The organism is Limosilactobacillus urinaemulieris (assembly GCF_014838745.1).
Taxonomy (GTDB): Bacteria; Bacillota; Bacilli; order Lactobacillales; family Lactobacillaceae; genus Limosilactobacillus; species Limosilactobacillus urinaemulieris.
Genome location: NZ_JABUXR010000013.1, coordinates 25,701 through 50,439 on the forward strand (window position 1 = coordinate 25,701; position 24,739 = coordinate 50,439).

The 24,739-nt window shown below is 39.7% G+C and carries 19 protein-coding genes, 1 other RNA gene, 1 pseudogene and 1 other annotated feature; of the genes and pseudogenes, 9 read left to right on the forward strand and 12 right to left on the reverse strand.

Going from position 1 to position 24,739, the window contains the following annotated elements:
• Window positions 1–3: 3 nt before the first annotated feature.
• From HUK45_RS07045 to ezrA, 10 genes are all read right to left on the reverse strand, one after another.
• Window positions 4–1,314 carry a bifunctional folylpolyglutamate synthase/dihydrofolate synthase gene (locus HUK45_RS07045; protein ID WP_191911735.1) on the reverse strand — a complete coding sequence of 437 codons (1,311 nt, stop codon included), beginning with the start codon at window positions 1,312–1,314 and terminating at the stop codon, window positions 4–6.
• Between the two features lie 201 nt (window positions 1,315–1,515).
• Window positions 1,516–2,733, reverse strand: a complete 1,218-nt coding sequence (locus HUK45_RS07050; RefSeq protein WP_191911736.1) for an NAD(P)/FAD-dependent oxidoreductase — start codon at window positions 2,731–2,733, stop codon at window positions 1,516–1,518.
• Window positions 2,734–2,795: 62 nt separating this feature from the next.
• Window positions 2,796–4,535: a thiol reductant ABC exporter subunit CydC gene (gene cydC / locus HUK45_RS07055; protein WP_191911737.1), complete on the reverse strand. Its 1,740-nt coding sequence runs from the start codon at window positions 4,533–4,535 to the stop codon at window positions 2,796–2,798.
• Window positions 4,535–6,253, reverse strand: coding sequence for a thiol reductant ABC exporter subunit CydD (gene cydD / locus HUK45_RS07060; RefSeq protein WP_191911738.1), 1,719 nt, complete (start codon window positions 6,251–6,253; stop codon window positions 4,535–4,537). Before cydD ends, cydC begins: the two co-directional genes overlap by 1 nt.
• A 5-nt stretch (window positions 6,254–6,258) precedes the next feature.
• A complete protein-coding gene (gene cydB / locus HUK45_RS07065; RefSeq protein ID WP_191911739.1) occupies window positions 6,259–7,275 on the reverse strand; it encodes a cytochrome d ubiquinol oxidase subunit II in 1,017 nt (338 codons plus the stop codon).
• Window positions 7,276–8,691, reverse strand: coding sequence for a cytochrome ubiquinol oxidase subunit I (locus HUK45_RS07070; protein ID WP_191911740.1), 1,416 nt, complete (start codon window positions 8,689–8,691; stop codon window positions 7,276–7,278).
• Between the two features lie 336 nt (window positions 8,692–9,027).
• Window positions 9,028–11,676: a valine--tRNA ligase gene (locus HUK45_RS07075; RefSeq protein ID WP_206683799.1), complete on the reverse strand. Its 2,649-nt coding sequence runs from the start codon at window positions 11,674–11,676 to the stop codon at window positions 9,028–9,030.
• A gap of 70 nt (window positions 11,677–11,746) precedes the next feature.
• Window positions 11,747–11,963, reverse strand: a binding site (T-box leader).
• 49 nt (window positions 11,964–12,012) lie between these two features.
• A complete protein-coding gene (gene thiI / locus HUK45_RS07080) occupies window positions 12,013–13,233 on the reverse strand; it encodes a tRNA uracil 4-sulfurtransferase ThiI (RefSeq protein ID WP_191911741.1) in 1,221 nt (406 codons plus the stop codon).
• A 15-nt stretch (window positions 13,234–13,248) separates the two neighbouring features.
• Window positions 13,249–14,397, reverse strand: coding sequence for a cysteine desulfurase family protein (locus HUK45_RS07085; protein WP_191911742.1), 1,149 nt, complete (start codon window positions 14,395–14,397; stop codon window positions 13,249–13,251).
• Between the two features lie 167 nt (window positions 14,398–14,564).
• A complete protein-coding gene (gene ezrA / locus HUK45_RS07090; protein ID WP_206683800.1) occupies window positions 14,565–16,259 on the reverse strand; it encodes a septation ring formation regulator EzrA in 1,695 nt (564 codons plus the stop codon).
• Window positions 16,260–16,392: 133 nt separating this feature from the next.
• Here ezrA and HUK45_RS07095 point away from each other — a divergent pair, with 133 nt between their 5' ends.
• Together HUK45_RS07095 and rpsD are read left to right on the forward strand one after the other, a co-directional pair.
• Window positions 16,393–16,854, forward strand: coding sequence for a GAF domain-containing protein (locus tag HUK45_RS07095; RefSeq protein WP_191911744.1), 462 nt, complete (start codon window positions 16,393–16,395; stop codon window positions 16,852–16,854).
• A 191-nt stretch (window positions 16,855–17,045) separates the two neighbouring features.
• Window positions 17,046–17,651 carry a 30S ribosomal protein S4 gene (gene rpsD / locus HUK45_RS07100; RefSeq protein ID WP_191911745.1) on the forward strand — a complete coding sequence of 202 codons (606 nt, stop codon included), beginning with the start codon at window positions 17,046–17,048 and terminating at the stop codon, window positions 17,649–17,651.
• Between the two features lie 708 nt (window positions 17,652–18,359).
• On the opposite strand, the gene yaaA is transcribed toward rpsD, so the two are convergent.
• Entirely contained in the window at window positions 18,360–19,118 is a 759-nt protein-coding gene (yaaA, locus tag HUK45_RS07105) for a peroxide stress protein YaaA (protein WP_191911746.1), read from the reverse strand.
• A 232-nt stretch (window positions 19,119–19,350) separates the two neighbouring features.
• Here yaaA and HUK45_RS07110 point away from each other — a divergent pair, with 232 nt between their 5' ends.
• The 7 genes and pseudogenes from HUK45_RS07110 to HUK45_RS09800 form a co-directional block, all read left to right on the forward strand.
• A complete protein-coding gene (locus HUK45_RS07110; protein ID WP_206683801.1) occupies window positions 19,351–20,091 on the forward strand; it encodes a fructose permease in 741 nt (246 codons plus the stop codon).
• Window positions 20,092–20,274: 183 nt separating this feature from the next.
• Window positions 20,275–20,748 carry a YueI family protein gene (locus HUK45_RS07115; RefSeq protein ID WP_191911747.1) on the forward strand — a complete coding sequence of 158 codons (474 nt, stop codon included), beginning with the start codon at window positions 20,275–20,277 and terminating at the stop codon, window positions 20,746–20,748.
• A 23-nt stretch (window positions 20,749–20,771) separates the two neighbouring features.
• Window positions 20,772–22,049, forward strand: a complete 1,278-nt coding sequence (locus tag HUK45_RS07120) for a replication-associated recombination protein A (RefSeq protein WP_191911763.1) — start codon at window positions 20,772–20,774, stop codon at window positions 22,047–22,049.
• A 41-nt stretch (window positions 22,050–22,090) separates the two neighbouring features.
• A non-coding RNA gene (gene ssrS, locus HUK45_RS07125) (6S RNA) lies at window positions 22,091–22,278 on the forward strand.
• An 86-nt stretch (window positions 22,279–22,364) separates the two neighbouring features.
• Window positions 22,365–22,664, forward strand: a complete 300-nt coding sequence (locus HUK45_RS07130; RefSeq protein WP_191911748.1) for a hypothetical protein — start codon at window positions 22,365–22,367, stop codon at window positions 22,662–22,664.
• 71 nt (window positions 22,665–22,735) lie between these two features.
• The gene (locus HUK45_RS07135) at window positions 22,736–23,224 is read left to right on the forward strand and encodes a universal stress protein (protein WP_102168078.1); all 489 of its coding nucleotides are present in this window, start codon (window positions 22,736–22,738) and stop codon (window positions 23,222–23,224) included.
• A gap of 336 nt (window positions 23,225–23,560) precedes the next feature.
• Window positions 23,561–23,673 (forward strand): annotated as a pseudogene (locus tag HUK45_RS09800) (transposase); the annotation flags it as partial.
• 66 nt (window positions 23,674–23,739) lie between these two features.
• Here the strand turns inward: HUK45_RS09800 and HUK45_RS07140 are convergent.
• The gene (locus HUK45_RS07140; protein WP_191911749.1) at window positions 23,740–24,582 is read right to left on the reverse strand and encodes a helix-turn-helix domain-containing protein; all 843 of its coding nucleotides are present in this window, start codon (window positions 24,580–24,582) and stop codon (window positions 23,740–23,742) included.
• Between the last annotated feature and the right edge of the window lie 157 nt (window positions 24,583–24,739).

Sequence of the window (24,739 nt, forward strand, 5' to 3'; positions counted from 1 at the left end):
ATTTTATTTTAAATTTTTTCTAACTTCAGAAACAAAATAGAGCGAGCCAGTAATGATCATTACATCATCCGCTGTTAATCCTTGAGATAATTTAACGAATCCAGTTTGCCAATTTTCCGCAACTTGAATTGGGTGCTTCGTCTTAAATTCACCAATTGTGGTAGTTAGATTAGCACTTGGTCGTTTAGGTCCAGGGCCGGCAAAATTAGTAACCATCAAATGTACATTCCCCAAACTAGCCAACTCACCAAGCATTAGCTCATATTGTTTATCAGCTAAAATAGCAACAAGGACGTATACTTCACGATCGCTAAAATCATCGCGAATTGTTTTAACTAATGCCTGCATTCCTGGAAGGTTATGCGCCCCATCCAATAATACTAGCGGCTCATCAATCACGGTTTCCATCCGACCAGGCCACTGGGTCATTGCCAACCCCTTCTTTAAGTCGGCAATAATTACCGGAATCCCAAGTTTCGTTAGAACTATTTGTAGCGTTGTAATTGCAATTGCAGCATTCTCAACTTGATAGTCACCAGCTAGTCCGAGAGTACTTCGAAAATGGTGCAATTGACCGCCATCATATATAATCTCTGCTTTAATGGCATTTTGATTAATTTTTTGTGCTGAAAAGTCCTTACCTAGTTCATAAACTTTAGCATTTTTTTCGATTGCTTCTTTCATAATTACTTGAAGTGCCGATGGAGGAAGCTGACCGATAACCACGGGAACTCCCCTCTTAATAATTCCGGCCTTTTGATGAGCAATTTTAGCTAAAGTATCACCAAGATATTTCATGTGATCCCAACTTACAGTGGTGATCACACTTACAAGCGGCGTAATGACGTTTGTTGAATCATATAGACCGCCAATACCGACCTCGAGAAGAACCAAATCCGGTTGCTTTTCCGCAAAATAGCAAAACATAATTGCGGTATCAATCTCAAACTCAGTTGGCCCACCGGTTGGTAATCCCTGATCTAACTGCTGGACAACCGGTTCCACTTTACGGGCTAATCTTGTTAAATCCTCATCGCTAATTGGTTGAGCATTCAGTGCTATTCGTTCGTTAAAGCGAGTAATAAAGGGAGAAGTAAAACTCCCAACATTTAACCCTGCCGCCATTAACATCGATCTTAACATTGCAACGGTTGAACCCTTACCATTCGTTCCCGTAACATGGACATACTTCAATCCCTTCTGCGGGTTTCCCAATCTCTCAAGGAACAGTCTCATCCGGTCTAACGTTGGAATCTTTTTGAATTTTGTCCGTCCATGAATAAAATTCAGCGCTTCAACATATGATTCAATCATTTCCTATCCTTTCTACTTAATTAGCTTAAATCCCTTAGCAACTTAATACCACATCTTAACATAATTTAATCAGCAAGTAAGCCTCAGTGCTCTGAAGTAAACCCCCATAGTTAAACAAAAAATTCCAACTATGGGGGTTTACGATGACTAATTTTAGGTTTGAAAACGAACTAGCAAGCTAGTTCCGTCTAACACCCTATTCTAGTGATACAAATCAAAGCGTCCCTTAGCAAGGAGTTCCTTCAATCCTCCCACTTCTAAGAGTGAACGGTTAGCAATCATTTTCTTCATAAACGAACCAATGTATCCCTTAACTTCATGGCCCATCGCAACACCAAAGGCACGCGTATTACCGACTGAAGCAACGGTACCAAGTGACTTGTATGAGTATGGTTCGCTTAGCCGTTCGCCTTTTCTTACCCGATCGGCAATATCATCAGCAACATAATCAGCCATTGAAAGTGCCAATTGAGCTGTGGTTGGGTAAGGACGAGGTGAACCCGGAGCCATAACCGCTGCCACATCTCCAATAATGTAAAGATCCTCATGATCTGGATCATTTAAGTGATCAGTAACAACAACCCGGCCACGGCGTTCATTAAAGCCAGACTCAGCCATTACTGGACTTCCACTAACACCGGTTGTCCAAATGATCGTACCAGCAGTCATTGATTCATCACCATTGCCACGACCATGCTGATAAATTACAGTACTTGGCTTAATCCGCGAAATCAAGCAGCTTGTGTAAAGGTGAACCCCAAGCTTCTTTACCAAGTTAACACCGTAATTAGCAAGATCCTGGTTAAACATTGGTAAAAGACGTTCTGAAGCTTCAATCAATGAGATTTGGATATCTTCAGGCTTTACTCCAGCAATTTGGGCATAGCGTGGACGAGCATCAACTAGTGCACCCGCTAATTCAATTCCAGTAAATCCGGCACCACAAACGATAATCTTCAAGTCATCAGGATTCTTGGTAATCTTGTAATCCTTCATCTTATCAATAATGTGACTGTGAATTTCAAGAGCTTCCTTGACATTAGTCATTTGGAGCGCATTTTCCTTTGCCCCTTCAATGCCGAACGTTTCAGAAGTAAACCCAAGACTAACAACACAGTAATCGTAATCAAGCGGTTGTTCACGGTGAGCCAGTTCAACGGTTTTGTCGTCAGCATTAATCTTAACAACTTCATCCTGAATAAAGGTTGTTACCTTAGAATTAATCAAGTCACTAACTTGATATGAAATCTTTGCGGGTGGTAAATTCCCCGCAGCTACTTCATGGAGGTCAGTTGCTTCGTAGTGATAGGTATTTCGATCAACTAAGACAATTCGTCCCTCACCCTTCAGCTTCTTTTGAAGGAGGACAACAGTTTTTAGGCCCGCGTATCCCGCACCTAGTACAACAATCTTCTTCATAAATAATTCATCCCCTATTTAATTAATAGTATAAAACATTCTTCATCAAGAATGCTTCTTTTTTACAGACCTTGATCTGCTTTTTTGAGTTTTCGGTAATGAGGGTTATTTTCCCATAACTCTTGTGGTGTCCCACTCATTGTTATTTTACCATTTTCAAGGAAGATCACGCGATTCATTGCATCAATTCCTTGTAAATGGTGCGTAATCCATATAAGCGTCTTCACAGCTAATTCATTCATAAAAGTATCAATAACCTGCTGTTCAGTTAGTGGATCAAGACCAACCGTTGGCTCATCTAAAATAACAATTGGAACATCCTTTAATAGGATCCGAGCTAAAGACAGCCGGTGCCGTTCACCACCAGAAAAGATCAGTCCAGCCTCACCGATTTTTGTGTTGAGACCATCCGGTAATTGACGAATTTTTTCTTCCAGACCAACTCGTTTCAGAACGCTCCAAACATCTTTTTCTGTTGCATCCTCGTTTCCTAAACGAATATTATTCAAAACGGTCGTGTTAAATAAATATGGCGACTGGTGAACAACGCCAATATAGTTAGCAATTTGATCGCCAAATTTATCTGTTGGCTCGCCATTAATCGTTATCTGTCCTTCAGTAGGTTGCAAATCACCACGAATTAGACTAGCTAACGTACTTTTCCCGGTTCCGCTACGCCCAAGGATCGCTAACTTCTCTCCAGGCTTAATTTGCAAATTCAAGTGTTGCAAAATTTGCTTTGTATTCGGCGAATACCGAAAGCTAAGATTATCAATATCAATCTGGTATGGTGCTTTAATTTGAGGAATCACTTGCTTTTCCTTACTAGGTTCTGGAAGACTATTCAAACGGACTAACGAATCCGTATAAACGTTCGTTTGCTGAGCAGCAGCCGGTAATCCAGCTAAAGCTTCATCCAGCGGAAAAACACAGAGAACAAATGCAGCAATCCAATTAGCACCCCAATGACCGCCAAAACGGTAGGATCCCCAGACTACTAATGAAATAATAACCAGGAGAATTAACATTTGGAGAACGAAGTCACGGAAATTATTGAAGCGGTGCATCTTTTGTTGCGAATTCAGCAGCTTTTTTTCGTCATTATCATGCCGTTGAAGATACTTACTAGAATTCCCTGAAAGCACCCAATCTGTAATTCCCATCACATTATCAGTTAAATCGGAATAAAGCTTGTTAGTTGCTTCCTTTTCCTGTTCTTGACGTGCCCCATTAACTAAGATTGACCAAACCGGGATTCCAAAAATAATTAACCCAAATAAGATTAACATTAACAATCCCATCCATGGTGTTAAGGCCCCCAATGCAATTACAATAATAAGGTAAAGACCACAAGCAACCAACATTGGAAAAATAGTTCTCAAGTATAGGTTTTGAATATGGGCAACGTCTTCGGAAAGCAACCCTAAGATATCACCAATCCGGTATTTACTATTGAAAAATACTGCATCCTTCTCCAACGAGTCATAGAGTCGCTTACGAAACATTGAGGTCATCTTAAAAACCCAATTATGGCTCGTTAACCGTTCAGCATAGTGAAGGACGGGACGAAAAATTCCGAAAGCCCGCGTTAATACTATTGGAACATAAACAAGTAAGATGTTAAACGGCATCGTTGCACACTTACTGATTAGGTAACCAGCAGTGAACATTAACCCCCCAGCACAAACAAAGGTTAAAATTCCCAATGAAATAGCCAGCACTAGTGTCCAGCGATATTTTTTGAGAAATGGACGAACCCACCGGTCATGACGGAGGGCTTTCAATAATGGAATTTTATTCATTAATCTTCCCCCTTTGAACGGTCAAACACCAAATCTGTAAAATATCCTGGTTTAGCCATTAATTGATCATAGGTTCCCTGTTCGACAATCTTACCGTGGCGCATCACAATAATGTAATCCATCTGTCGCATCCAGTGCAACCGGTGAGTAGCGAACAAGACAAGGTGATCCTTCATAATTGGAATCATCCGTTCCTTCAACTCTAACTCGGTTTCAATATCTAAGTGAGCAGTTGGTTCATCTAAAATCAAAATTCGCCGCGACTGATCTAGGAAGGCGCGAGCAAGCGCTATTCGTTGTGCCTGACCACCACTTAATTGCCGGTGTCCCTTACCAATCATTGTGTCAAGTCCATCCGGCAGTTCAGCAACCAGTGATGTAAGGCCCATCATTTCAATCGCTTTATCAATTTGTTCTTGGCTGACATCCGGCGTATAGAAACAAATATTATTTCGTAAAGTATCATCAAAAATATATGGATCCTGGGGAATATAGATAATCTGTTTTTGCCAATCTTCAATATTTAAGGTCTTAACAGTTTGTCCCTGAATCTTTATTGTCCCGGATGTGGGATGGAGAAAGCCACCTAAAAGATTAATTAAAGTGGTTTTCCCAGCACCACTCATTCCCACAATTCCTACTTTCTGGAAGCCATGAAGATTGATGTTAACTGGTGCTAATTGACTTCCGTGCTCATATTGAAACTCCACATTATTTAACTCCAACTTACTATCCGCTTGCCATTTTTTGAGATCGACATGGGGTTCGGGCGGAACTTCTTCTTGCAAAATTTTCTCCACTGCATGAAATGAGTTCTTCCCGTTAAGTGTTGCGTGATAGTCATTAGCGAAATTACGAATCGGCATGAAATATTCTGGAGCTAAAATTAGGATTCCTAATGCTGGGAATAGTAATAGGTGGCCTTCAATCAACCGCAAGCCCAAGAAAACCGCTAAAACCGCAATTGACAGAGTAGTGAAGAAATCGAGAGCGAACGTAGATAGCATTGCCACCCGAATAACACTCATCGTCGACTTTCGGAAACGTTCGCTTGAACGAAAAATACTCTTAGAATATCGTTTGCTTAGGCCAAAATACTTTAACGTGTCAATTCCCCGCAACGAATCAATAAAGTGATTTGACAGAACTTGAAAGTTAGCATATTGACGATCAGCTTTAGCCTTAGCAGCGTAACCAAGAATAATCATAAAAAGAATTATTAACGGGTAAACAAGTAGCATTACCAGGCCAGAAATCCAGTCTAACCAAAAGCAGACAATAAGAAGCATCACTGGAATAATCATCATGCTGACAAACTTACTAAACAAAAGATTAATGTAGTTTTCCACTTCAGAAATCCCATCTAAAGTCAACGTAACAATATTCCCCGTTCCTTGTTGTTGAACTAGTTGCGGGCCAAGCTTAAATAGTTTAGCTAGTAATTCTTGCCGCAAATGCTGTGCAGTTTTCCGAGCATAGTTATCAAGCAATACAGTATCAAGCCAATTAATAATGTGACGACCAATGAAACAGCTAATAAATCCGACTAGCCAGCCCCATTCACTTGCCAGGGAATGACCAGCCCAAAGATTTGTTAATAGTGAAGCTAGCGAGATTGCTTGACCAATGATAAGAAAAGCTTGCAGGACATAAAACCCTACAAGCTTTATCATGATCTGTTTGCTCCCCTTAAGCGTGAAGAGTAATCGATCAATCATAATGCTTACTTAGCCTCCGTAACAACTGGCATTGCAATCCGCTTACGGAAGATCCAGTATGCCCAGATCGTGTAAGCAAGGACAAATGGCAATAAGCAGCATGTAGCAATTGTCATTACTGTCAATGTGTACTGAGTTGATGATGCATTCTGAATCAACAAGTCATACCGTGGGCTAATTGAACTGATTAGTACCCGTGGGAATAGACCGACAAACAGAAGAACGACCAATGCAACTAAAGTTAAACCACTAGCAATAAAGGCGGTTAATTCCTTTCCTTTAATAGCAGCTACTTGAGCAATGATGGTTAAGATAACCATTACGACTAACATTGTAATCGTTGCAACTGGGTGAACCTTCATGAAGTCGGTCATAAAGATTAGCATCAGTGCGAAGACAACTAAGCCAACATAAAGAACCCAGTAGAGGAACTGAGCAACATTGTTTGCCCGTTGACGAATATCCCCAGCAGTCTTTAATGCAATGTAGTTGAGCCCGTGAAGATATGTTAAAAGGGTTAAAGCAACCCCACCAACAACGGAGAACCAGTTAATGTAATCAAAGAAAGTAGCGTGGAAGTTACCATTGGCGTCAATTGGCATTCCTTGAATCATGCTGATAAACATAACACCCAGGAAGAATGGTGCCATAAAACTTCCGATACCGAGTGCCCAATCCCAAATCCGCTTTCGTGGCATTGGTGACTTTGCACGGAATTCAAAAGAAACCCCACGAATAATCAAGCCAACCAGAACTAACATCAAAATAATGTAGTAACCGCTAAATAAACTTGCGTACCAGTATGGGAAAGAGGCAAACATTGCCCCACCGGCAGTAATTAGCCAAACTTCATTTCCGTCCCAAACAGGTCCAATCGTCCGAACCATTTGATCACGTTCTGCTTCGTCATTACTTAACGTAACGGTTGCCATCCCAACACCGTAATCAAATCCATCAAGAAAGAAGAAGCCGGCAAAGAGGACACCAATCAAAATAAACCATAATAATTGGAGAAAACTCATTTAGAACGCCTCCTTATCAAATGGATCAAGAACCTTCTTGAACTTTGGCTCGATCGCCTGAGTTGGATCCTTCTTTAATTCGTGAACAATCAAGCCGATCAACGTAATTGCAAGAGCTGTGAACAATACAAAGTAAACAATGTTAGAAGTTAGCAGCGAAGCAACAGAAACGTTTGGCGAAACACTTTGTTGGATAGTAAAGAGTCCATAAACAGTCCATGGAACACGACCAAATTCTGTTACAAACCAACCAGCAGTATTACCAATAAATGGCAAGAAGGTGGTTAGTGCCAAAATCCAAAGTGCCCACTTATGCTTGTATAGGTATCCCGACTTCTTACGACTCATAATCAAGCCAACGAATGAAACTAGAATAATCCAAGCAGAAATTGCACACATAATCCGGAAACTATAGAATAGTGTATTTACTGGTGGATAATAATCAATATTCTTGCCATACTTCTTCTTGTATTGTGCATTCAGTTCATTCATCCCGGTAACGGCTCCGGTTGTCTTGTGATAAGACAAAACACTTAACATATCTGGAATATCAATGTTATTTTGAACCTTATGTTCTTTTGTGTTAGCGATTCCGACAACAGTCCATGGAGCATGTTCACCAGTTGTGGTGTAAACATCTTCAGTAGCAGCAAACTTCATTGGCTGTTCCTTAACAAGATATTGCATTTGCATATCACCAAGAACAAGACCAAAGATTGCAAAAATTAGTGACATCCACAAACTAAGGCGCATCGTCTTCTTGTAAATAGTTCGTGCTTCATTGGAAATTTCACGCTTCTTCAATAATTGAAATGCGGTTAATCCAGCAAAGATTACCCCACCCATCATAATTGCGTTCAAGATAACGTGACCAAATTCAAACCACAATTGAGGGTTTTTCAATAGAGCACCGAAATCAACCATTACTGCACGACCACCACGAATGGCGTAACCAACCGGGTGCTGCATAAATGAGTTTGCGGTAAGAATCCAAAGAGCAGAAGTAAGTGAACCAAAGCTGATCATCCAAATAAAGAAAGCATGGAGTCCTGGTTTTACCTTATCCCAAGTAAACACCCAGAGACCAATAAATGTAGATTCAATGAAGAATGATAGCAAAGCTTCCAAAGCTAATGGAGCACCAAAGATGTCCCCCATGAACCGTGAATAATCAGACCAGTTCATCCCAAACTGAAATTCTTGAATAATACCTGTAACAACACCAACAGCAAAGCTCAGCAGGAAAATATTTCCCCAAAACTTTGTCATCTTTTTATATGATTCATTCTTAGTATGAACATACATTGATTCCATAATTGCAACAATGAAGGCTGTTCCGATAGTAAATGGAACAAAGAAAAAGTGGTAGACAGTCGTCATTGCAAATTGAAACCGAGCAAGACTAAGAATACTCATAATAAAGGCCTCCCTCCGAAAAAGAAATAAACGTGAAACCGTTACCGTGTTTCATTCACCTTTAATCATAATACTGTTGATAAATAATTACAATTTTTATTCCAAATTATTTTAATCTTTTTTCAAATCTAATCGCTTGACTTAGCTGTATTTTTCATCTTATCAAATGATATGCAATTCATAAAAATAAAGAATTGAAATTTGAACTAGGCGACCTGTTCTTCTGCCTATTCTGTAAGGGTAGCTTAATTAGTCAATCGCTAATTTCAGGTATAACAAAACCCCATAATTAGATTTTTTCATCCAACTATGGGGCCTTACATTATAAATAATAATTTAAGCATCCTGAAGTGAAGCTAAACGATCCTTAGCAGCATCAAGTTTTTGTTGCCATTCTTTAGCCTTGGTTCGTTCTTCTTCCACAACTTTTTCTGGTGCGTTCTTAACAAAGTTCTCGTTACCTAACTTCTTCTCTGAACGCTGAACTTCTTTTTCTAAGTTAGCAATTTCTTTCTTCATCCGTGCCCGTTCTTCATCCAAGTCAACCAATTCCGCCATTGGAATGTCAACTTCTGCTCCGGTCAAAATCCCGGACAAGGCAAGCTTAGGTGTTTCAACGTCAGTTCCAATAATTAATTTTTCTGGATGACAGAAGCGGTCAATGTAATCCTTGTTTGCTTCAAACATCTCAGCAAGGTGATCATTTTCAACTTTGATGATCAGATCTACTGGCTTCGACATCGGAGCATTTGCTTGGTTCCGAATATTCCGAACTGCAGTAATCAATTCAATTAAGTGACTCATTTGTTCAGTTGCGGTATCATCATCAAATTCATCATGAGCAACTGGATATTTAGCAACCATAATTGACTTGCCATCATGTGGCATTGATTGCCAAAGCTTTTCCGTAACAAATGGCATGATCGGGTGCATTAACTTCAGAATTTGGTCTAAAACATAACCAAGGATATTCTTCGTGTTAGCCTGTTCCTCGGCAGTCCCATTATTGAGCTTTTCCTTGGTCATTTCAATGTACCAGTCACAGAAGTCATTCCAAATGAAATTGTAAAGTGCTCGACCTGCTTCACCAAATTCAAACTTCTCAAACTGAGCATTAACTTGCTTAACAGTCGCGTTTAACCGACTTAAAATCCAGCGATCTGCCATGCTCTTCTCTGGAAGAACAGGAGCCGGCATGTCACCAAGGTTCATAATAACGTAACGACTGGCATTCCAAATCTTGTTAATGAAGTTCCAGGCCGCATCCATCTTAGTATAGCTAAAACGAATATCCTGTCCAGGAGTTGAACCAGTAATTAGGAACCACCGTAAAGCATCGACACCATACTTTTTGATTACGTCCATTGGATCGATTCCGTTACCGAGAGACTTACTCATCTTCCGTCCCTGTTCATCACGAATTAGTCCGTGAAGAAGAACGTTTCTAAATGGTGCCTTACCAGTAAATTCAAGTGATTGGAAGATCATCCGGGAAACCCAGAAGAAGATGATATCGTAACCAGTTACCAAAGTGTTGGTTGGGAAGTAACGCTTGAAATCCGCAGAATCAGTGTCTGGCCAACCCATTGTCGAGAATGGCCAAAGAGCGCTTGAGAACCAGGTGTCAAGAACATCCTTATCTTGTTCCCAATTCTCAGCATCTTTAGGTGCTTCCATCCCAACATAAACTTCGCCAGTCTTCTTGTTATACCAGGCTGGGATCCGGTGTCCCCACCATAGTTGACGAGAAATAACCCAATCATGAATGTTTTCCATCCATTGTGTAAAGGTATGTTCAAAACGTCCAGGAATAAAGTTAACGCGATCGTCAGTTTCCTGGTTCTTTAAGGCAGCTTCTGCTAATGGCTTCATCTTAACAAACCATTGAGTCGAAAGCCGTGCTTCAACCTGAACCCCGGTCCGTTCTGAGTGACCAACTGAGTGAACAATTGGATCAACTTTAAGCATGTAGCCTTGATCTTCCAGATCTTTAACCATCGCTTTCCGGGCTTCAAACCGGTCCATCCCTTCGTATTTTCCGGCATTTTCGTTCATTGAAGCATCTTCATTCATGGTATTTAGTTCAGGAAGATTATGACGCTTACCAACCTTGAAGTCGTTTGGATCGTGTGCTGGAGTAATCTTTACCATCCCGGTACCAAAGTCAGGAGTTACATAATCATCCGCAATGATTTCAATCTCCCGGTCAACTAACGGAACCCGCACATGCTTACCAACTAATTCCTTGTACCGTTCATCATGCGGGTTAACGGCAACTGCTTCATCACCAAACATCGTTTCCGGACGAGTAGTAGCAATTTCAATGTAATCCTTACCATTAAACTTAGTTCCATCAGTAAATGGGTATTTAACGTGATAGAATGCCCCTTTATCGTCTTTGTGGATAACTTCAATATCTGACAATGCGGTCCGTGCTTGTGGATCCCAGTTAATAATGTAAGTTCCTCGGTAAATCAATCCCTTATTGTAAAGATCAACAAAGACTTTCCGAACAGCCTCGTTCAGCCCTTTATCAAGGGTAAACCGTTCCCGATCATAATCAACGGAAATCCCCATTTTGGCCCACTGCTTATGAATAATGTCAGCATATTCATCTTTCCAGTCCCAAACTTGTTGAACAAATTTTTCGCGACCTAAATCGTAACGTGAAATCCCTTGTTTGCGTAACCGTGCTTCAACCTTTGCCTGAGTAGCGATTCCAGCATGATCCATTCCTGGAAGCCAAAGGACATCATATCCCTGCATCCGCTTTTGACGAATAATCATATCCTGCAACGTTGTATCCCATGCGTGACCCAAATGGAGCTTCCCGGTAACATTTGGCGGTGGAATAACAATTGAATATGGATGTGCCTTTTTATCTCCACTAGGCTTAAATAAGCCTTGATCAATCCACCATTGATAACGACCAGCTTCGACAGCTGTTGGGTCATACTTAGTGGACATATCTTTTTCAGTACTCATTATGAGTCCTCCTCTAAGTAGTTAATTAACAAGTATTTTACGTTGAAAAAATAAAAAAACTCGCCCTAACATATAGGACGAGTTCCGCGGTACCACCTATTTTAGACTATCTAGTTATAGTCTCACTCATTCATTTTATAACGGTAAAATGAACCGTTCTAACCTACTATTATTTCAGTTAGAGTGCTACCAAACTACTTTCAATAACTATTTTCTAGGAATATCCCATCAACTATTCCCTTTCTGCAAAGAAAATAGCTACCTACTCTTTTGATCAACGCATTTACTATTTGTTTGTAATAATAGCCAATTTAAAAACGATCGTCAAGCAGAAGTTTAAAGAAGTTCTGCAAAAACGTCCTCATTCTGGTTTAAGAAATCCTCACCAGAATGAATTTCAGTAATTTCAATCCCGTCTAACGCCCGTTTGATTAAGCCCTCAATATCCAAACGTTCTTCGTATTTTCGTGTTTTTTCAAGATCAGGTTTAGTCTTTGGCGAAGGTGGTGTAAAGACGGTACAGCAATCTTCATATGGCAAAATCGAAAGATCGTAAGTGTCAATTTTCTTCGCTACATCAATAATTTCGGTCTTGTCATAGGAAAGAACCGGTCGCAATACTGGAAGGCTAGTAACATCATTAATTACTAACATACTTTCCATCGTTTGCGATGCCACTTGTCCTAAAGATTCACCATTAAAGATTGCTAAACCATGACGTTTCATCGTTAGCGCGGCAGCTAATCGCAGCATCATCCGTCGCTGAACGGTCATTAGGTAGCCTTCAGGGACCTTCTCCTTGACGGTTTCCTGAATTTCGGCAAACGGTACCTGAATAAACTTAATGCTCCCACTATACTTAGCAAGCTTTTCCGTCAATTGCTTTGCCTTAGCAAGGGCTTGAGGACTGGTATACGGCGGGCTGAAGAAGTGAACCATTTCCATGGAAACGCCCCGCTTCATTCCCAGATAAGCAGCAACTGGCGAGTCGATTCCACCTGAAAGCATCATCATTCCTTTACCAGCGGTTCCAACGGGGAGTCCACCAGCACCCTTAATGGTTTCACTTGAAAGGAAGATCCCGTTCAAGCGAATTTCCACCCGGAGCGTTAAGTCAGGATGGTGAACGTTAACCTTCAAAAGATCTGGAAACTTCTTCAAAAGGTAACCACCCAGCTGATCATTCATTTCAAACGTATCAATTGGAAATTTATGATCGGAACGACGGGTATTAATTTTAAATGTAATTGGAGACTTAACCTGTTCACGAATCATTTGTTCAGCAGCCTTAGCAGTTGCTTCAAAACTTTTATCAACCCTAACTGATGGCGAGAAATTTTGAATTCCAAAGACATCCTGCAACCGTTCCATTACCTGATTGTAGTTAGCACCATTTAATTCGACGTGAAGACGATCCCGCTGAGCATGAACTTTAACCTGTTCAAAGCGATGAAGCGCCTTCCGCACATTAGTACCAAGGCGGTCAATGAAGTTTTTCTTGTTATGGCCCTTGGTTGATAATTCACCATACCGAACCATAATCTCAGTATAATCCACTAGTATCGCTCCCTCCTATTCAATAATTTTCTTAAATCCTGCATAGAGCTTATCAAAGGTTTTATTAAACTGATCTGCTTCTTCCAGCGTATTCTGATCACCTAAACTAATCCGGACCGCACTCGTTGCTTCGTTTTCTGGAACTTTCATTGCGGCTAGTGTTCCTGCTTCAGCATGTTTCTTTGATGAGCAAGCACTAGTTGTTGAAATATAAATTCCTTGATCCTCAAACGCGTGAACAATTGTTTCACCACGAACACCAACAATTGCAAAGCAAAGGATGTGCGGGGCAAATCCCTGATCACGTCCCGAAAAGATCCTAACGTGGTCAAACTGCTTAATGTGATCATAGATTCGTTCCTTAATGGCTTGCTCACGCTTGACAGCATCAGCCTCGCCCTCTTTAACTAACCGAATTGCCCGGGCCATTGCAACGTCACCAGGAGTATTTTCAGTTCCGCTCCGTAATCCTCGTTCCTGACCACCACCAGCTACTAGCGGTGCTAACTTTCGACCAGCCTTAACATAAACAAAGCCGGTTCCTCGAGGGGCATGAAACTTGTGTCCAGAGAATGTAGCAAAGTCAACCCGATCACTAAAAACAGCGTCATCAATTCCCTTGCCAATTGCTTGAACCGCATCAACATGAAAATGGATATTTGGATAATCCTTTAATATTTCACCAACTTCTTTAATCGGTTGGATTGTCCCAATTTCATTATTCACTGCCATAATTGAAACTAAAATTGTGTCTGGACGAATAGCAGCTTTTAAATCTGCTGGATTAATTCGTCCTTCCTTATCAACGGGAAGATAAGTCACATCAAAACCAAGTTCTTTTAGCTGTTCCGTTGGGTTACGAACAGCGGCATGTTCAACTGAAGTCGTAATAATGTGCTTACCAAAGCGTTGTTTTGCCATCGCAGTTCCTTTAACTACCCAGTTATCTCCTTCAGAACCACCACTGGTAAAAATTATTTCGCCTGAATTAACGTGAAATAAGTTAGCAATTTGTTGTCGTGCTTGTTCCAACAGGTTCCAAGCTTCTTCACCAAAATTATGAAGGCTGCTTGGGTTACCCCAAATTTTTTGGCTAACCGTATTATAGGTTTGGAGAACTTCAGGTGCTACCTGAGTTGTCGCACTATTATCAAAATAGATCATGCTTATTTTCCTTTCATCAAACAAAGCTTGATTATAAATATTATTAATGCGCTAAAAATTGGATAGATATTTTGGTTGCGACGCCAATAAATCAGTTTTTTATTATAGCAGATAATAATTAAGAGGGTGAGAAAAACATCTGCTTTTTCTTACCCTCTTAATTTTTGTTACTTTTCATTATAGTAGCTATCTTCAATCCGTTTATAACTACCAGGTTCAGCCTCTTCCAGAGCCGTTGCGATTGTTTCCAAGCTTGTCGTGTAATTAAACTTATTAAACTCTTCCTGGGATTTTGCCGCTGCAGCAGCGATTTTCGGATCATCACTAAAGCGATTAGCATATTGTTGAAGTCGCTCGGTTAACTCAACACTATCACGAATATCATTAGTCTTTTCGCCTAGAGTTTCTAAGTCTGATTCAACAATGATAAGTTGTTTAGTAACTTCATCCATATTAACTTTATATTTTTGCAGTTCATCCGCCAACCGCTTAATTTCATCACTAACCCCAAAGAAGTAGTTTAGATAATCCTTTGGCAATCCCGGCAAGTTCAGCTGCTCAACCTGTCGCCGCGTTGTCCGCAGTTTTGTTGAGTACTTTTGCAGCATTTGTTCAGCCCGTTGCTGATCGCCTTGCAGCTTAGCAACCTCATCATTAATCTCTGCCTGCTGCTTTTCGATTTCAGTTAAGGAACGTTCATTTTTATTTTGCCGTGCAAGGACTTGACTATAAATTGCACGATGATCATTGATCGCAGCCTGGTCGTCCTTATATTCCTTCTCAATATTAATAATCTGTTCATTTAATGAACGCGCGGTTTCAATTTCGTGGTTATTCAACGTGTAATTAACGCTTAACCGCTCAAGTTCATTACTCAACTCGTTATTTTGGATTGCAGCATGGTTAATAAACTTCCCTAAGACTTTCATCAGATGTTCAACTTGTGGTCGAGCATCAATTTCACTTTGCATTGTTGCATATAAATCATCAATCTGATCAGCAATGTCTTTAATCGAATCCTCAACCCCATCAAGCTGAAGGCTATTAATCTGTTTGAGATTCTCTTGGCATAACTGCCGAAGCTGATTAACCTTTTCAGGAATGTTATCCATAGTGAAGCGATAATTTTGCTTAGTTAGCTGTTTATAGCCACTTGCTAATTCATTTAACTGAGTAGGGAATTCAGCAATCAATGGTTTATAGAGCTTAGGAACTTGTTCAATCAAGTCTGCTAACTTTTGATTGTTCTGCTTTAAATCAGTCAATACTTGTTGTGCAGCATCAAAGTCTCCCGTCTGACTTAGCTTAGAAAACTGATCATATTCATGTTCAAGCTCACCAAGACGATCATTAAGCATTTTAATGCTATCACCATATTCAAAACTCTTTTCATCAAGGACGTGATGAAAATGACGATAACGTTGCTTGATTTGATCAATTGCCCGCTTATGAGACTGATGTAGCTCTTCTAAATGCTGAAGTGAAGAGTTTATCTGTAAACACTGATCATTTAATTGCTGAACTACTAGTTCCAAATCACTCAACCGCTTAGAAAGAGAGAGTGCTTTACTTGTATGGACTAGTGATTTAATTGTCTCTAACTCGTCCACTAGTTTCTTTCCTTGAGGAACGACCTTATCTTGATAGTTCTCTTTAAGCTTCTCTAATTGCTCTTGAGAATCACCAGTTGTTTTCAATTGCTCAACTTTTTTAAAATGTTGAGCAATTTTCATTTCTTGTAACTGCTTAACTTGCGCATTAATCTGCTCATACTGACGAATTAACCGTTTTTGGTAGTAATATAATGCCGCCAAGATAATTGCAAGAACAATTAAAATTCCAATTATTATTTGAAAAACCAATTTATCCACCTACATTTTTAAGCCGTCATTGACAAATTATATCCATCGGCTCTAAAATTCTATGAAAATTATACCATAATGGGTTACCATTACTGGAGTCAATTTAATACTTTAGAAGAAAGAAGGAACAATTATGACGGAATTATCCCTACTAAATGAACAGCTTTCCGCACTGTTAACTAACGAACATTCAGCAATTGCTAACTTAGCAAACGCAAGTGCATTAATTAATGAAAGCATAGATAATCTAAATTGGGCTGGCTTTTATCTTTACAACTCTAAAAATAATCAGCTTGATCTTGGACCATTTCAAGGTAAGGTTGCTTGCATGCATATTGAACTCGGCAAAGGAGTGTGTGGGGTCGCTGCCTCAACTAAAAGAACCCAAATTGTAGATGATGTTTCTAAGTTTTCTTCATATATTGCCTGTGATAGTGCTGCTAAGTCAGAACTTGTTGTCCCAATGTTAAAGCAGGATGGCTCACTCTATGGTGTCCTTGATTTAGATGCGCCAATCCTCAGTCGGTTTAATCAGTCATTTGCTAACGAAATGGAAGAATTTGCTAGTCGGCTCATGGTGACTATTGACGAATAAGGAAGAATTGTTGTATATTATTCTTTGTGTAAAATAATGCAGCAGTGAGGGGCAAGCTCGTCAACAGACTGGTGCCATAAGGTGTTTTTAGTAACCCAGCTGCAAGGGTGAACAATTCAGATCAGCCTGCACGAATGTCAATCTCACATCGGATTATTTTACTCCAACAAAAATATTGGAGGATTTTATTTATGTCACGTTATACAGGTCCTAGCTGGCGTCTTTCACGCCGCTTAGGTGTTTCACTTTCTGGTACTGGTAAGGAATTAGCTCGTCGGGCTTACGCTCCTGGTGATCATGGTCGTGATCGTCATGGCAAGCTTTCTGAATACGGTACTCAACTTCGTGAAAAGCAAAAGCTTCGTTTCATGTACGGAATGACTGAACGTCAATTCTCAAACCTTTTCGTACGTGCCGGTAAGATTAAGGAAGGTACTCACGGTGCCAACTTTATGGCCTTACTTGAACGTCGTCTTGACAACATGGTTTACCGTCTTGGTTTGGCTACTACTCGTCGTCAAGCTCGTCAATTGGTTAACCATGGTCACATTACCGTTGATGGTAAGCGTGTTGACATTCCTTCATACGAAGTTAGTGTTGGTCAAGTTATCGCTGTTCGTGATAAGTCAAAGAACCTTGATGTTATCAAGAACGCTGTTGAAGCAGTTGTTTCTCGTCCATCATACGTTGACTTCGATGCTGACAAGCTTGAAGGTAAGTTAAACCGGATCCCTGCCCGTGAAGACATGGATGCTGATATCGACGAATCACTTATCGTTGAATTCTACAACAAGTAATCTTTAAGATTGCTAAGTTCAAAAAGAGAGTCGGAATTTCCGGCTCTCTTTTTGTTTAAACTATCCTCTTTTCTAGTTACGAAAAGGATACTTCCTGGTGAACTATCGATTGATACTAAAGATCTGAATCTACCGATTGTTTTATTTGATTAAATATTAAAAACATTATATATTCATAACTGTAAATAGTAATTATTATTTATATTTGATTAACGTAAGTGGATTATCAATATAATCTGTTATTTTCGCCTAGAAGCCGCTGCTTTTTCCATCCTTCTACCGTTCAGATTATATTGAACTAATTAAAATACTCATGTTCTAAAATTACTTCACGATCTTGTAGGTTACCTTCAGATACTAAAATGGCAGGTTCCTGCTTAACTGCTTTTTAAGGTCCTCAAGTTAATTAAAGGACAACTAATTATTTATTATGCTGATTTTGGAGTGTGTCGTGTCCAGCAGTTTATTGATGATCTAAAACGTGGTATTCAAAATTAAACAATCTAAATTAATTGAACATAAGAATAATACATTAAGAAATTAGAGATTATCTCACTAGTGAAAAAGTACATTGAATCTGGTACTATTTCAATTTAACCTACTTTCCCTTCCCACAATTATTAAGTACAGGTTCATGACTACTAATCTTTAAATCGAAGGCCGCAAGTTTGACGTCGTCAAACTTGCGGCCTTCATTTTGTTATTAACTCATTTTTTATGCTTCTGAAGTTCAAAATAAAACTTTTCAGTTGTAGAAAGATCTGCGCGAAACTGATATCCACCAACAGAAAACTCTTTTAGCTCATTCGCCCTAGTTGCGCCAGTTTCTGCTAAAAAGCGAACCATATTTCCCCGAGCCATTTTTGCCAAGGTCGCTTTTTGCTTAATCTTACCGTTAACTTCTTCACCAAAGATACAGGTTATCATTCGATCTTGCGACTGTAAGAACGGTTTAATTGCCTTTGAATATTCGTTCGAAGCAAGGTTAATCACTAATTGATTATCTCGAAATAGCTCCTGGTATAAACGGTCACCCCAAAATTCATATAAATTCTTAGTATGATTAACCGTTGCTCGATCACCCATTCCCAGACGGTATTGAGAAATTCCATCAAACGGTTTAAGAATTCCATAGAACCCTGATAAAATTCGTAAATGTTCTTGAAGATAATTTAACTGACGATCGGTCATTACTCCTGCACCAATGTACTGATATTGAAGTCCCTGAAAGGCTAAGACTGCTGGCGTAAGATTATCAGTGAGGTTCATTTCTTTAACGCGTCGATAATTAGTTTGCGCAAGCTGCTCACTACAATTCCACCATAACTGGTGTAATTGCTTAAATGTTAATGTCTTTAACCACTTCAATATTTCCTGGCTCTGTTCCAAGTATTGAGGTAAGGCGTCATACGGTAAAGAATCAGGATCACTTTTCATTCTTCGTGCTGGTGAAATAATAATTTTCATTATCTGCCTCCTTCTAATCAAAATAACTGAAAATTTTTTTATTTGCAATTTTTGTTTTTAAAATCACTTATATGTTAACCGTTTAATATATAATTTAATAAATTTATTTATGAAGGATTAATATGTCGCAATCGCACTATTGACAACCCTTTCAGAAGGTTGTAAATTTATTTTCCGTAATAAGCGTGAATATTTTCACGATTGTAAGTTTACAGATCAAAGGAGCATAATTATGAACGATGATATTCCGACACAAGGACAAGTACAGCAGCGGACGATTTCTCTGGCCGCTAGTTGGGCTTTCTTTGCTTTCTCAATTGTAATCAACTCAATGGGGAACGTTCTGACTCTAGTAACTAGTTCACACATTCATCCCCAATTTCTTGGTTCAGCATATTGGACAGCTGCCGAAAATAACCTTGGGATTGCTGTTCTTGGAAACAAGCCGACTACTCTTTTCTGGGCATTTATGATACTAGGAATGTTAACTTCCGTCCTTAATGCTATTTTGATGCATAAATGGGATTGGCGACGGATCGGTGGTAACTTTATCTTCATGTTGCCATTCTCACTGTTTATCCAATGGTTTTCAAATATTTTCAACCGGATTATGCCTGATGCAACCACCCTACCAATGATTATTCTTTACGTATTCATTAACTTTTTGGGGGTTGCCTTTATCGGGACAGCCATTTCAATCTATCAACGGGCCAACTTAGTTCTGCACCCAGCCGATGACCTTTTCCAAATTATCCGTTTCCGTTACTGCAAGGGAAATGCAACGGTTGCGATGTGGTTATCATACATTCCACCGACAATCATGGCAATCATTGCCGCTGTTATGCAAGGTGGAATCTACAACTTTGGTCTGGGAACCTTGTTTGCCCTTGCTTTCCAAGGAGCAATTACTGGCTGGGCCGATAAGAAGATTTTCCCTAAACTAAAGCACCAAGCTCTCGATATTGGTAATTAATTACTGATTAGACTGAGAAAAACGAATTGTTTTTCTCAGTCTTTTACTATTACTAGTAATTTCCAAAATTACCGAGTCTAATCGCGCAAATCAAGCTTCGTCCTTCAGTTAATGCTCTTCTCTACCACCGGCTAGCTATTATTGGTATAATAGTTAAATACATCATCAACGGGAGGTTAAGCCATGGCAAAAGATAAATCAGCAATGGAACAACGGATTGATAACGCGATTTATGGTCCACCAAAAATCAAACCAGACGAACAACGAAAATATCTTGGTACTTTTCGTGAACGGGTCTGCCTCACAATTAGTGTTGCCGAGCTACAAGAACGGAACTGGTCATTTGCCGTCTCTAAAGAATTACAGCGAGGGATTGGTACCCAAGTTTTTCTTAATGGTAATCTTCCCCATGCTGAGTTACGCGATTACATTAAAAGCGCTACTGCTGCTAATGCTAACTTTACATTAAAAACCGAACCAGAATTTCGAACTGAACCAGATTCATTAGCTGTTGTTGTAGCTGCCAAAACAGCGGTTTATCAGTCACCAGTAGATGTCAAAAAGAGATATCCTAACCTCCAAGCTCGACCATTGACAAACCAGGAACCGATAAAAAAGCATTTTTGGCAAAAATTATTTAAAAGGAAGGACGAATAGCTTTGCAACCGTTGGCATATCGAATGCGACCACAAAATCTTAGTGAGGTCGTTGGCCAGCAACACCTCGTTGGCCCTAATAAAATTATTTCCCGAATGGTCAAAGCAAAAATGTTGTCATCACTAATTCTTTATGGGCCGCCTGGCACTGGAAAAACAAGTATCGCTAGCGCAATTGCTGGTTCAACCAAGTATGCATTCCGTAAACTAAACGCGGCAACGGATACAAAGAAAGATCTTCAAGTAGTCGCTGAAGAAGCAAAAATGAGCGGAACAGTAATCCTCTTGCTCGATGAAATTCATCGTTTAGATAAAAGTAAACAGGATTTCTTGCTTCCCCATTTAGAGAGTGGTCGAATTATCCTTATTGGGGCTACAACTGAAAATCCTTATATTAGTATTAATCCGGCAATTCGAAGTCGAACCCAAATTTTCCCGGTACATCCCTTAAGTATTGATGAGATGAAAGTCGCGGTTAATCGCGCCCTCACTGATTCAGAACGTGGGTTAGGTAAAATGCCAATTAAATTAGATCCCGCTGCTGAAGAACAACTATTAACCGCAACAAATGGTGACTTACGAAGTGCTCTAAACGGCCTCGAATTAGCAGCTAAGTCAACTGATCCAGATAAGGACGGAATAATCCACCTAACCCTCCCAGTAATCGAAGAAAGCGTGCAAAAGAAAGTAATTGCTAGTGATCGGGATGGGGATGCTCACTATGATGTGATTTCCGCATTTCAAAAGTCAATCCGCGGTTCTGATACCGACGCCGCTCTCCACTATCTTGCCAGACTCGTTGAAGCTGGGGACCTAATTAGCATTTGTCGGCGACTAGTTGTTATTGCTTATGAGGATATTGGTCTCGCTAACATGCCAGCTGTCCAGCGAGCCGTTACCGCTGTTCAAGCTGCCCAACAAATTGGCTTCCCTGAAGCACGAATTCCCTTAGCTGACGTTGTAATTGAACTTTGTCTTTCACCAAAATCAAATTCGGGAATTAGTGCCATCGACAGTGCGTTAGAACAAGTCCGGGCTGGCGGAACTGGCGAAGTCCCTGATCACTTGAAAGATGCTCATTATAAAGGTGCTAGTAAACTTGGTCATGGTAATCACTACCTTTTCCCTCATGATTACCCTCAAGATTGGGTTGCCCAACAATACCTTCCAAAAAGAATTCAAAACGCCCAATACTTCCACCCGAAGAAGAATGGACGCTTTGAACAAGCACTTGGCAATCAATATTGGCAACTTAAAAATGCCCAAAAGAATGGGCTTCGTCAGCATTCACAACGCCCTTAATTAATTGCTAATTCAAGTAGATCATGCTAATATAAATGGTGAAAATTCTGTGGTGTACGCGTTGTCTAAACGCAGGTTTGCCTTACAGTCTTATAAAATTGGGACTAGTGCTTCGTTAGTTGGCCAGTATGCCTTTTCACTTGGTAACTGAATAGCTAACAGTCGTGTCCCACCTGTCTTAAACACAGGTCAACACTGAATGACAATTAACGGCACTAACGGAGTTTTCGTACATAATTGTCAACTGGGCGTCAATGTTCGTGAAAGGGAACGTTGACGCCCATTGATATCTTATTAAAAATACGAGGTTTATCTATGCTATTATCAATTTTAATGACGCTTTTTGGCTTAATTGCAGCGTTTGAAGGTTGTTTCTTTCTTACCCATCTCCACAAGCCATTTCTAATCTTTCATCCTGACCGGCAAGCTCCCCTCTCCAAAGCGTTAATTGTCTGGGGGATCCTGCTATTAATCATCGGTGTTTTAGCGATGATCGCAGCCTGGACTGACTCAATTCTCTTTATCGTTACAATGGTCGTTATCGGTTGCGTTGGTGAGACTTTAATGGCTTATTCATTAATGGGCTATTTTCAGGCAGAACAACGAAAAAACTAGACGCTTGAGTCTTTACTGTCATTTTTGTTTCAGTGTATAATAGAGGTAAATAATTAAGGAGGCACCACAATATGGCTCAACAATACAAACATATTTTGGTTCCAGTTGACGGTTCTGAAGAAGCTGAATTAGCTTTTAAGAAGGCTGTTGCTGTTGCTAAGCGGAACGGTGAAGAAACAGAATTACGGTTATTACACGTTGTTGATACCCGGGCATTCCAAAACATCTCCAGTTTCGATAGTTCAATGGTTGAACAAGTTACTGAGACCGCAAAGAAGACTCTTGATAAGTATATTGATTATGCTAAAGACAAGGGCGTTAAGAATGTCAACTACTCAATTGAATATGGTGCACCTAAGACAATTATTGCCCGGGATGTGCCAAAGGAAATGAACGCCGACCTAATTATGATCGGTGCTACAGGGTTAAATGCTGTTGAACGGATCCTAATTGGTTCTGTTACCGAATATGTTACCCGGACAGCGATCTGTGATGTATTAGTTGTTCGGACCGACTTGGATAACAAGCCAATTGAAGTTGACAAGAAGAAAAAGAAGTAACTCTAATTAAAACTAACAGGAACTCCGTAATTATTAATACTAGTTATGGGGTTTTTTAGTTTATAGCTAAAGATAGGAGCATTGATATATTTTCTGGTATTGACGAGAAATCAATACCAGTTTTTTACATAAAAAGTGTAACTTCCAGATATCCCAAAATAATTTACACCTATATCTTCTTGGAATTGAAGACCAGAATATTAAAGTTCTTAATATTAAATCTATTCTTAAACCTAACAAACAGATCAAATTAATCCAGGCTACGTTATCTTATCCGATTATCCGATGATACACTGTAAAAAAACAGTCATTCATACATGCTACCAAGTATGAATTTCCAACGGCCTCCTAGAAGGAATTAACTGTAAAATTAAAACACTCAAACGAACCTGTACGAGTTTACCAATCAAGAATTTTTCTTTTTAAGAATTGATTATCTATTTACATAAAAATGCCACCCACATTTCTGTGAGTGGCATCAATATCCGTCAATACTAGTTGACAGATACTCTTTTTTAATTCAATTTTTCTAATTCAGCAGCAATTTCATCCTTAACGAAGGATTCACGACGCGCTACGCTAATACTTCGGGCAATTTCCAAAGTTTCCTTTGCCTGTTTATCGTCACCCAATGCTAGTTCATCTTTTCCTCGAATAAGGTATAATTCGTCCAAAATGAAAAGTGAATCATGCTCACGACAAAGTTCAATTCCACGTTCAACAATGTCTTTTGAATCCTTATAGTTACCTAAGTTACTATAAAGTTCACCAAGTTGGCAGTAAATTGATGCCCATTGGCGTAAGCTCCCGATCAATTTCTTATTATCAATCAATCGTACTGCCCGATCAGTTAACCTTGCTGCCCGTTCTGGATCATCACGTTTATAGTATGCCAACGCCATTCCCGCAGTAGTCATTGCAAGGTAGATGTTAGCACTTGTTGTCGCAAACTGGGTTAACACCAATTCAAAGTTGAAGATTGCTTCATCAATCTTATTAGAGTTAACCTGAACCATTCCTAATAGGTAATAGTACCGTTGCTTATCAAAATCACTCTCCAGCTTCTTTACTGGAATCTTATTTAATGCTTCTGTAGCGGTTTCAAATTTACCCGCAACCAAATCATTTACAATTGTATTAAATTGGTCATTAATGCCGCTTCCACTATTCTCCACAATTCGTTCTGTGGGAATATTTAGCCGTTCACAAATTGCAGTCAGAATATTCATTTTGGGCAACCGGTTCTGTTTTTCCATTAAACTAATCGTTGCCTGGGTACAGATACCTTCTGCTAATGCTGTCTGTGATAACCCTCTTTTGCGGCGAATTTTCTTTAAGACGTCTCCTCGGAGTTTCATTTTCTTCCCTTCCTCAACTTATTAATAATATGACTAAAATTATTAGAAAGATCAAATGATCTACAAACCATAGTTAAAAATATCCTTATGCATTATAGCACTAATCATGGCTTTATGCGAAGAAATCTGGAACAAAAAAGACTGGTAAGACTTATTT